We start from the raw sequence: 9,632 nt of genomic DNA, 5'->3' as shown, positions 1-9,632 counted from the left end.
TAGTAACAGCCTGGAAAGCTACGCGGTAAACACGTGAACGTGCTCCGTAGTAACCTTTTGCTTGTTTTAAAACTTTTTTGTGACGTGCACGTGCGACAACGCCGCGTTTAACTCTTGCCATTTCTAAAAACCCCTATTAAGCGAATGGTAACATACGTGAAACTAGACCATGGTCGTTCTTATGAACCATCATCTTAGGACGTAGGTGTAACTTACGCTTAGAAGTTTTCTTAGTCAGAATGTGACGAAGATGCGCTTGTTTACGCTTGAAACCGCCAGAAGCAGTTTTCTTGAAACGCTTAGCCGCGCCTCTGTGACTTTTTAGCTTATAAGCCATTGCAATAACTCCAAATGTATTGCTTTAAAATTAGTAAGCAGGCGTGAGATATATTGCTATAGCTCCACTTTTAGGCCTAACTTACTGCCATAGTCCGGTGAAAACCCAACATAAATGCTGCAGTTTTACTTTAATACCGGTTAGCACAGGTGAATACTTTCATATTACTTGCTGACCTGAGCTAAATTCGGTGCGTATCTTAGCCTGTTTATTGCTTTTTAGCAACAGGCGCCATCATCATAACCATTTGACGGCCTTCAACACGATTTGGGAAAGACTCAACAACTGCAAGTTCTTCTAAATCGCCTTTGATACGGTTTAATAATTCGATACCAATTTCTTGGTGGGCCATTTCACGACCACGGAAGCGGATGGTAATCTTAGCTTTATCGCCACCTTCTAAGAACTTACGTAAGTTGCGAAGCTTAACCTGATAATCACCTTCATCCGTGCCAGGACGGAATTTGATTTCTTTTATCTGGATTTGCTTTTGCTTCTTCTTCTGCTCTTTTAGTTCTTTGCTTTTTTCAAAGATGAACTTACCGTAGTCCATGATTCTACAAACAGGCGGCTCAGCATTTGGGCTAATCTCTACTAGATCAACACCAGCGGCATCAGCCATAGTTTGCGCGTCTTTTAATGACTGAATTCCAGCTTGTTCGCCTTCAATGTCAATTAAGCGAACTTCTTGAGCTGTAATTTCTTCGTTAATACGATTTTTTTGGGCTGTTTGTTGCCCTTTCTTGCCGCCTCTAATAGTACGTTCCTCCAAGAATATCAAATAATAAGCGTGTAGTTAGCAATTAAATGTATGCCCTACACGCAGAGTTTTTATAGTCGATTTTTAATTTCATCGCTAATTTTAGCAACAAATTCATCAACATTAAATTTGCCCAAGTCTTCACCTGTGCGAGTACGTACTGCTACTTCTTGTTGTTCGACTTCTTTGTCACCAACAACCAGTAAATATGGGATACGTTTTAATGTATGTTCACGGATTTTAAAGCCAATCTTCTCATTTCTCAAGTCAGCAGCGGCTCTAATTCCAAGTTTATTTAATTTTTGTACAATTTCTTGCACATAATCTGCTTGTTTATCGGTGATATTCATAATCACCACTTGCTTAGGCGCAAGCCACGTTGGGAATAAACCGGCATACTCTTCGGTTAAGATACCAATAAAACGTTCAATCGAACCTAAAATTGCACGGTGGATCATAACTGGTGTGCGGCGTTCGTTGTTTTCAGCAACATAAGTTGCCCCTAAACGCCCAGGTAATGCAAAATCTAGTTGCACTGTACCACACTGCCACGCTCTGTCTAAGCAATCGTACAAAGTAAATTCAATTTTTGGACCGTAGAAGGCACCTTCACCCGGTAAATAGTCAAATTCGATGTTATTTGCTTTCAGTGCATCCGCAAGCGCAAGCTCTGCTTTATCCCACATTTCGTCTTCGCCAATACGTTGTTCAGGGCGAGTAGACAACTTAACAACGATTTTCTCAAAACCGAATGTTTCATAGGTATCATAGACCATTTGGATACAGGCTGATACTTCATCCATGATTTGCTCTTCAGTACAGAAGATATGCGCATCATCTTGCGTAAAGCCACGTACCCGCATTAAGCCATGGAGTGCACCAGATGGCTCATTACGATGACAACAACCAAACTCAGCCATACGCAGTGGTAAATCACGGTACGATTTTAAACCTTGATTAAAGATCTGGACGTGACCTGGGCAGTTCATTGGTTTGATTGCGTATTCACGCTTTTCAGACTCAGTGGTAAACATGGCCTCTGAATATTTTTCCCAGTGACCTGATTTTTCCCATAACGAGCGGTCCATCATCATTGGACCTTTAACTTCTTCGTACTGGTACTCACGAAGTTTTTCACGTACGAATTCTTCTAATTCACGGTAAATGCTCCAGCCATCGTTGTGCCAAAACACCATGCCTGGCGCTTCTTCTTGCCAATGCCATAAATCAAGTGCTTTACCAATACGACGGTGATCGCGCTTTTCAGCCTCTTCTAAACGCTGTAAATAGGCTTTAAGTTGCTTTTTATCGCCCCATGCGGTGCCATAAATACGTTGCAGCATTTTATTGTCTGAATCACCACGCCAATAGGCACCGGCCACTTTCATTATTTTGAAGTGTTGGCAAAAACGCATGTTCGGTACGTGTGGACCACGACACATGTCGATGTATTCTTCGTGATGGTATAAGCCTGGACGATCATCTTTGCTGATGTTTTCATCAAGGATTTCAATTTTGTATGTTTCGCCACGTGCTGCAAAAGCATCGCGGGCTTGTTGCCAGCTTACGGTTTCTTTAACCACGTCGTAGTTTGTTTTAGCAAGCTGGAGCATACGCTTTTCAATGGCTTCTAAGTCATCTTGACTTAATGAATGCTCCATATCGATATCATAGTAAAAACCGTTATCGATAGTAGGACCAATTGCCATTTTTGCTGCAGGGAACAATTGCTTAACTGCATGACCAATCAAGTGAGCACATGAGTGACGAATAATTTCAAGGCCGTCATCATCTTTTGCGGTGATGATTTCAAGGCGAGAATCGTCTGTAATTAAGTCACAGGCATCAACACGGGTGCCGTTAACACGACCGGCTATGGTTGCTTTGGCAAGGCCTGGGCCAATATCGTTGGCTACATCAAGAGTGCTTACTGGGTTTTCAAAACTACGCTGACTGCCGTCAGGGAGAGTAATAACTGGCATTATAAATCCTTACTACAGTGGTGACGCCTACAATGCATCACATGTATTTATTAAATTAAAATGAATAACTCGACAACGCTTTTACGAATAAGCATTGTTAATTTTAACCGTATTTGGTTAATGCGTTTGTTGAGTCTTAGCAAACACAAGCGGTTATTGTCGCGTTTGAAGCTACTAAATACAAGTATTTAGCCAGACAAATTGACAAATAACCGCTGCATTTCATACTTAATGCAATTTCAGCTGTTGGATCATCGAATGACCGCACTTAAAAGTATCCGTTTTGCCACCTTAAATTTACTTAATTATGCGGCGCCGCCTTATTCCTTTTATCAATTGCACGAACGCTACAATGCAACCCAATGGCAGCAAAAACAGCAGTTTATTACAGACTTCATACGGCAAAGCCAAGCTACCGTTGTCGCTTTCCAAGAAGTATTTAGCCCCAAGCAACTGGCTATTTTGTGCAAAGAGCAAGGTTATGACTATTTTGCAACCGTGGCCAGTCCGCGCAGTGACAACCTCTACCCACAGGTGCTATTTAATCCCGTAGTAGCGATTGCTGCAAAAATCCCTTTTCAAGCGTGTCACGAACTGACTCCTTGCCCTGAGTTACTCGAGTATTTAAATAATCAAAATGAATTTAAATTTAACCGCACACCAATTAAATGCCACTTTGATGTGCCAGGCTTTGGTGATTTAACCTGCTATGTGGTGCACTTTAAATCACAACGAGTGCATTCCATGGCGCACATGTTAAACATCCACAATCAAGACGATCCGTTACTTAATTTATTACAGCAAACGGTTGGCATGATGCAATCGCAAATCTCACGCTCACTGGAGGCTTCAATTGTCTATTATGATGCGCTAAAAACGCAGCGCGAGAAAAACTGTGCAACCTTAGTGATGGGCGATTTTAACGACAATATACAAAGCCCTGCATTATCATTTATGACCCAAGGTTTTCACCCTACTCGATGCGAACCTTGTTTAGAGCTTGAGCAACCGATTGTAGGATTAACTGATTCGTTTGAATTAAGTAGCGAATTTGCAAATGCTAAAATAAAACCAGCGACACATTACTACCAAGGTCGTGGCAATGTACTTGATTACATTTTAACCTCAGGGCACTTTAATACTGACTGTGCATTAGCACGGGTAAAATCGTTACACTATTTAAGTTTTGATAAGCACTTAAATCCAAACCAAATTGATGAAGATATCTGCGTAAGCGACCACAGTGGCATTGGAATTGAAATCGGTTTTTAAAATGCACTGTTTTTAAGGCGTTTAATTGATATAATGCTGCCCAAATTAGTTATTTAGAGAATGACAATGAGAACATGCGGTGTAGAAATTACCGGTAGTGACGTACTACTGTGTATTTTAACAAAAGATAAAGACGTATTTGATATACGCGATATTCGCCAAACTCGCTTTACCTTAGGTAATGGCAATGACACAGAAGTAATGCGTAAATTCCAATTTGATTTTGCAAAACTAATGCAAGATTATCAAATTGATTCGGTCGCTATTCGTCAACGTGCACCAAAAGGTAAATTTGCTGGCAGTGCAAATGGCTTTAAGATGGAAACCGCGATTCAATTAATTAAAGAACTCGATGTGCACTTATTCACAGTGACTGAGGTTAAAGAGCAATTAAAGCGTAATCCGATCCCTATCGATTTTGCAGAAACTGGGCTGAAAAAGTACCAAGAGAATGCATTTGTTAACGCCTATGTCTATTTAATGAAAAAAACTTACCGCAGTGAAGAGCTTTAATTTTTAATTAACCCGCTATCTACCACTAAGCGTGACGCTAGTGCGTATTGCAACCATGTTTGCATATACTGCTAGCGTTTTTTATTGCCTAAAATTCCTGCTTTTTATTGCTACATTGGTCGTATAGCACTTTCCTTTGTCGACAATCTGTGTTTTTCTAACTACGTAAACTCTCACAACATTGACACGGAGACCGTACATGCAAATAAGTAACAATAATACAACTGCAACCGATACGAATAAAACAGTCAAAGATGCACCAAATTTAACGCATAGCTACTATCAAGGAGTACAAAGCCCAGCATTGATCCATAAAACCATAGGGGATTACCTTGACTCCATTGTCGACAATAACCCAGACCACCCTGCAATTGTGCTACATCATCAAAACATTCGCTTAAGCTATAAAGAGTATCAACAGCAGATCAACCAACTGGCAATGGGATTACTGGCTTTAGGTGTAAAACCAGGCGATCGGGTTGGTATCTGGTCACCTAACAACCTTGAATGGTGCTTAACCCAATTTGCGACCGCTAAGATCGGGGCCATTATGGTGTGTATTAACCCGGCATACCGTCCCAATGAATTACACTATGCGCTTAACTCAGTACAGTGCTCCACCCTTATTACCGCCTCTAATTTTAAAGCCAGTAATTACCTTGTCATGCTAAACGAGTTACTGCCAGAGCTTGCAACAGCAACCCCTGGGCAGCTCAGCGCAAAGAATTTGCCTGATTTGAAAAATATTATTCGTATTGGCGATCAACCCGCACCGGGAATGTTTAGCTTTAAACAGGTTATGGCAATGCCTAACGATGCAACACTGCAAGCGCTCAATGCTATTGCAGCAACATTGCAACCAGAGCAAGATATCAATATCCAGTTTACTTCCGGCACCACAGGTAATCCAAAAGGGGCGACATTAACGCATAAAAACATTTTAAATAATGGCTTTTTAATGGCTAATGCAATGCGCTTAACTGCCGCAGATAAACTCTGTATCCCAGTGCCTTTGTATCACTGTTTTGGTATGGTGCTGGGAAACCTTGTGTGTATCAGTAAAGGTGCCACGGCGGTGTTTCCTGGTGAATCATTTGATCCAACCACTACTTTGAAGGTTGTTGAGCAAGAGCGCTGTACTGCACTGCATGGCGTGCCTACTATGTTTATTGCAGAACTGGAGCTAAAAGATTTTTCCCGTTTTGATTTATCAAGTTTACGCACCGGAATAATGGCAGGATCGACATGCCCTGAGCAAGTGATGCGAAAAGTACACACACTAATGCATATGCAAGAGATCGTGATTGGGTATGGTCAAACAGAATGCAGTCCTATTAATAATGTCACGGAAATTGATTCGCCCATCGAGAAACAAGTCACCACAGTTGGCCGCGCCCTCGCCCACACCGAAGTAAAAATTATTGATGAAGTGGGCAATATTCAAAAAATTAGCCTACCAGGTGAAGTGTGTAGCCGAGGTGCGGGGATCATGCGCTGTTATTGGAATGATGCAGAAAAAACCGCCGCAACAATTGATAAAGATGGCTGGCTGCATTCGGGTGATCTTGGGGTGATGGATGAACAAGGATTTGTTGCCATTGTAGGGAGGATCAAAGATATGATTATTCGCGGTGGTGAGAATATCTATCCGCGAGAAATTGAAGAAGTACTCTACACTTATCCGGGCGTGCAAGATGCCGCTATTTTTGGTATTAATGATGAAAAATACGGTGAAGAAGTCTGTGCCTGGGTGCAACCCAAAGAAGATGCTGTATTAACCGAGCAAGAAATTCGTGCTTTCTTGAAAGATAAACTCGCCTATTTTAAAGTACCGAAACACATACGGTTTGTTGAGCAGTACCCGATGACAGTAACGGGCAAACTACAAAAATTTAAAATGCGTGAACAAATGCAAGCAGAAATAAAAGAAGCCGCGTTTTCTTAACTAAATCTAGAGGCTGAATACCCTGCGTTCAGCCTCATTGCTAAATACCCTATGCTATTTTTAGTAAAAACCGATTGTTCTATGGTTTACTCAACAGCTTGTTGCATGTGACTCGTTAAAAACAAAAATTGATAAGGAATGACTTTTTGCCAATAGCGCCATTCGTGTACACCGGGACGCTCAACATAATCATGGCGGATACGCATTGCCAATAACGCTTTGTGCAGATCACGATTTTGTTCAATAAAAAAATCATCGACCCCAATATCAAGCATAATAGCTAGGTCATCAGCAGTTTTTTTCCAACGCGTATTGCCCGCAGCCAGTTTATGTAAGTTGTTTATAATGGCAATGTCATACCATTTTTGCTTATGCGTTGCGTAATCACCTAATACCTGCGCAAGATCAAACTCAGCTGCAAATGGACGCACATCAACCCCCGCTGACATCGCACTCACAGCAACAAATGTATCTTGATGATTAATTGCAATATGTAATGCCCCAAAGCCACCCATCGACAGCCCCGTGATAGCTCTGCCTTGCTTTGCACGCCTGGTGGCATAATTACTATCAATAAAGTTAACCACATCTTTGGCAATATAAGTTTCGTACTGCGACTGTTTATTAATGTCTGAATCAAGATACCATGAGCCATAATTACCATCGGGATTGACAACAATCACGTTATATTGATCAGCAAGCTCTGCGATATTGGTCAACGTTGTCCAATCGGAATGGTTACCACTAAAACCGTGCAATACATAAATAACATTATATTTTTCTTTAGCATTATAATGAGCTGGCAACACAATCGTAATGGGCTTCTCAATGCCAGTATTGTGACCTTTAAACGAACTGCTGATCACCTCATAGCTGTATGCTGAAAAACTACTAATACAAATACATAACAAAAAAACAATGTGTTTCATCTAAGCTCCAAGCGAGTTACTAACGCAGTTATTAAATAATACAAATAGCTCAGTTATAATTTCATTGTTTTTCATTAATGTAAACAACTGAATAAAAACCACTTATAACTTTTATAGTGTTATCAACTGAGTGCTATAAAGGTAATTTTTGCTGGCTAAAGCACTGCCAAATAACGTTCCCTATGTTATAGCGTAGGTCTATTTTTTGTCTATTAAGCGATTAAAATGTATCAATTATTTGAGCGAATGACCAAGCCGTTGCCAACCGATAAACCAAGCCCCTCTCAGCACGCTGTTCGCCTTTTGTCGCCATTACACCAAAGACATGGAAGTGTCATTGTTTAGTTATGGGTTGGTTAGTTGATTGGTTAAGCGTCTATACCCCCTGACACATTATTTGTAGAGCAAAAATCTGAGCTGATAAAAATGACGTGGTACTACTGGTTATTTTACCGCTGGTGGTATTTTTTTCATTCTGCCGTACTACACCAAGCACTATTGGGTAATACCCAATGGCTATTCGTTGACTTTTATCAAAGTGAGTTTGCGGGTCGAATTGCCACCAAAGTAATGCAAACCTCACTGGCCGTGCCTGAGTCGGTGATGAAATTACTCGATGTGTTAATGACAGGAAAAACCGTCATTGCTATTGCTCATCGCTTATCAACGATTGCGTAAATGAACAGACTCATAGTACTTGACGATGGAGGGATTGTAGAGCAAGGCAGTCACGAACAGCTCATAGCGCAAGGCGGTATTTATGCGGCGCTATGGTCGCATCAAACCGGTGGCTTTATTGGTGTGGGGTAAATAAATTTCAACTACAAGGTACTCAGGCTCCACCTAGTGCCTTGTATTTTCTCACCTCTTACTTATATTTTGTTATAAACCCCCAGCCTACCGACAATCTCTCGTTACCATTGTATTTCCCTCACCAACTAAACACTATTTTTATTGACTGATATTGTTTTAGTAACCGGAAATTTTAAGTCCCTACATTCATAATACAGCCATCTTTAGTCACTATAATAAAAACTAATCAAACGATTAGATAAATCAAATTAACATAAATTTCACGTAAAATTCACTTTAATTATTGCGCTTGCATTACTATTCGTGTTTAATTAATCGCGTGGTTAATTAATTAATAACCACGACTTAGGAATCGTGTAAGAGTATCAAAAGGAGAGGATTATGTTTTTAGGCTGTACAAAGGAATTGGCGGGTATATTGCAGTCAATAGAGCAACTAAAACTAGCCTTAAAAGAGCGCACATTTGATCTGTCTTTATTTCAAGAGGTCATGTCGTTTGCGGAAGCAGAAGGCCTGTATCTCGCGTTGATCAGTAAATCAGGCTATGAAATTAAATCTGAATTAGCCGTGTCATTTAACGAAGTAACTAAACAACAGCTGCTCGCTCACTTTATAACTCAAAAAACCACCAATATTTCAGTACTTAAACACTTTTGTAAGTGCCAAAACCCACTGGCTGATGTTAGCTTATATAATTTAGACAACCCTGACTCTGGCTTTTTGTCATTAATCAGCTTTAATAACAAACGCTCAAACCGAACTGCCCCTGCATCCTATTTAATTGAGTTAATATTACCCTACATCCACAAAGCGCATGTCGCTCGCTTTTGTGCTGAATCCTCAGATCTATGCCCACTTAGCACCCTCACCTGTCGAGAAAAAGAAGTGTTTGATTGGATAGCCTCTGGAAAAACAAATGTCGAAATCGGTTTAATACTCGGGATCAGTCCATTTACGGTAAAAAACCATGTTGCGAAAATTTTGGAAAAGCTAAATGCACCAAACCGCTCCGCAGCAATGGCGCTTCGCAAAAACAGCTATGCATTATAGTCATTTTGCCTTTAAGCCACCTAGAGCAGGT

At 40.7% G+C, this 9,632-nt stretch carries 9 protein-coding genes and 1 pseudogene; 5 read left to right on the top strand and 5 right to left on the bottom strand.

Annotated elements, in window-relative coordinates:
- The 4 genes from ENH88_RS18270 to thrS all read right to left on the bottom strand — a co-directional run.
- A partial coding sequence (locus ENH88_RS18270) for a 50S ribosomal protein L20 (RefSeq protein WP_304184443.1) occupies positions 1-121 on the bottom strand: 121 nt, incomplete at its 3' end.
- 15 nt (positions 122-136) lie between these two features.
- A complete protein-coding gene (gene rpmI, locus ENH88_RS18265) occupies positions 137-337 on the bottom strand; it encodes a 50S ribosomal protein L35 (RefSeq protein ID WP_004587840.1) in 201 nt (66 codons plus the stop codon).
- A 208-nt stretch (positions 338-545) separates the two neighbouring features.
- The gene (gene infC, locus ENH88_RS18260) at positions 546-1,109 is read right to left on the bottom strand and encodes a translation initiation factor IF-3 (protein ID WP_145233176.1); all 564 of its coding nucleotides are present in this window, start codon (positions 1,107-1,109) and stop codon (positions 546-548) included.
- 59 nt (positions 1,110-1,168) lie between these two features.
- Complete coding sequence (thrS, locus tag ENH88_RS18255; protein WP_304184436.1) at positions 1,169-3,079, bottom strand: threonine--tRNA ligase; 1,911 nt, start codon at positions 3,077-3,079, stop codon at positions 1,169-1,171.
- Between the two features lie 258 nt (positions 3,080-3,337).
- Between thrS and ENH88_RS18250 the strand changes: the two genes are divergently transcribed.
- From ENH88_RS18250 to ENH88_RS18240, 3 genes are all read left to right on the top strand, one after another.
- Positions 3,338-4,351, top strand: a complete 1,014-nt coding sequence (locus ENH88_RS18250; RefSeq protein WP_304184435.1) for an endonuclease/exonuclease/phosphatase family protein — start codon at positions 3,338-3,340, stop codon at positions 4,349-4,351.
- 66 nt (positions 4,352-4,417) lie between these two features.
- On the top strand, positions 4,418-4,864 hold the full coding sequence (locus ENH88_RS18245) for a DUF3010 family protein (RefSeq protein ID WP_064666315.1): 447 nt from the start codon (positions 4,418-4,420) through the stop codon (positions 4,862-4,864).
- 199 nt (positions 4,865-5,063) lie between these two features.
- Complete coding sequence (locus ENH88_RS18240) at positions 5,064-6,809, top strand: AMP-binding protein (RefSeq protein WP_304184433.1); 1,746 nt, start codon at positions 5,064-5,066, stop codon at positions 6,807-6,809.
- A gap of 86 nt (positions 6,810-6,895) precedes the next feature.
- On the opposite strand, the gene ENH88_RS18235 is transcribed toward ENH88_RS18240, so the two are convergent.
- Entirely contained in the window at positions 6,896-7,738 is an 843-nt protein-coding gene (locus ENH88_RS18235) for an alpha/beta hydrolase (protein ID WP_304184432.1), read from the bottom strand.
- 612 nt (positions 7,739-8,350) lie between these two features.
- Here ENH88_RS18235 and ENH88_RS18225 point away from each other — a divergent pair.
- A pseudogene (locus tag ENH88_RS18225) lies at positions 8,351-8,548 on the top strand (ABC transporter ATP-binding protein); the annotation flags it as partial.
- A 384-nt stretch (positions 8,549-8,932) separates the two neighbouring features.
- Entirely contained in the window at positions 8,933-9,601 is a 669-nt protein-coding gene (locus ENH88_RS18220) for a helix-turn-helix domain-containing protein (RefSeq protein ID WP_304184429.1), read from the top strand.
- Positions 9,602-9,632: the final 31 nt, after the last annotated feature.

This window comes from Pseudoalteromonas prydzensis, from assembly GCF_011050055.1.
In the GTDB taxonomy this organism is placed as follows: Bacteria; Pseudomonadota; Gammaproteobacteria; order Enterobacterales; family Alteromonadaceae; genus Pseudoalteromonas; species Pseudoalteromonas prydzensis_A.
Note: the sequence above shows the minus strand (reverse complement) of the source record. Positions and strands in the feature narration are given on the sequence as shown.

What these genes read in the sequence shown, in the direction of transcription:
- rpmI (WP_004587840.1), bottom strand. Translation starts at nt 337, where the DNA reads ATGGCTTATAAGCTAAAAAGTCACAGAGGCGCGGCTAAGCGTTTCAAG.
- thrS (WP_304184436.1), bottom strand. Translation starts at nt 3,079, where the DNA reads ATGCCAGTTATTACTCTCCCTGACGGCAGTCAGCGTAGTTTTGAAAAC.
- ENH88_RS18250 (WP_304184435.1), top strand. Translation starts at nt 3,338, where the DNA reads ATGACCGCACTTAAAAGTATCCGTTTTGCCACCTTAAATTTACTTAAT.
- ENH88_RS18245 (WP_064666315.1), top strand. Translation starts at nt 4,418, where the DNA reads ATGAGAACATGCGGTGTAGAAATTACCGGTAGTGACGTACTACTGTGT.
- ENH88_RS18240 (WP_304184433.1), top strand. Translation starts at nt 5,064, where the DNA reads ATGCAAATAAGTAACAATAATACAACTGCAACCGATACGAATAAAACA.
- ENH88_RS18235 (WP_304184432.1), bottom strand. Translation starts at nt 7,738, where the DNA reads ATGAAACACATTGTTTTTTTGTTATGTATTTGTATTAGTAGTTTTTCA.
- ENH88_RS18220 (WP_304184429.1), top strand. Translation starts at nt 8,933, where the DNA reads ATGTTTTTAGGCTGTACAAAGGAATTGGCGGGTATATTGCAGTCAATA.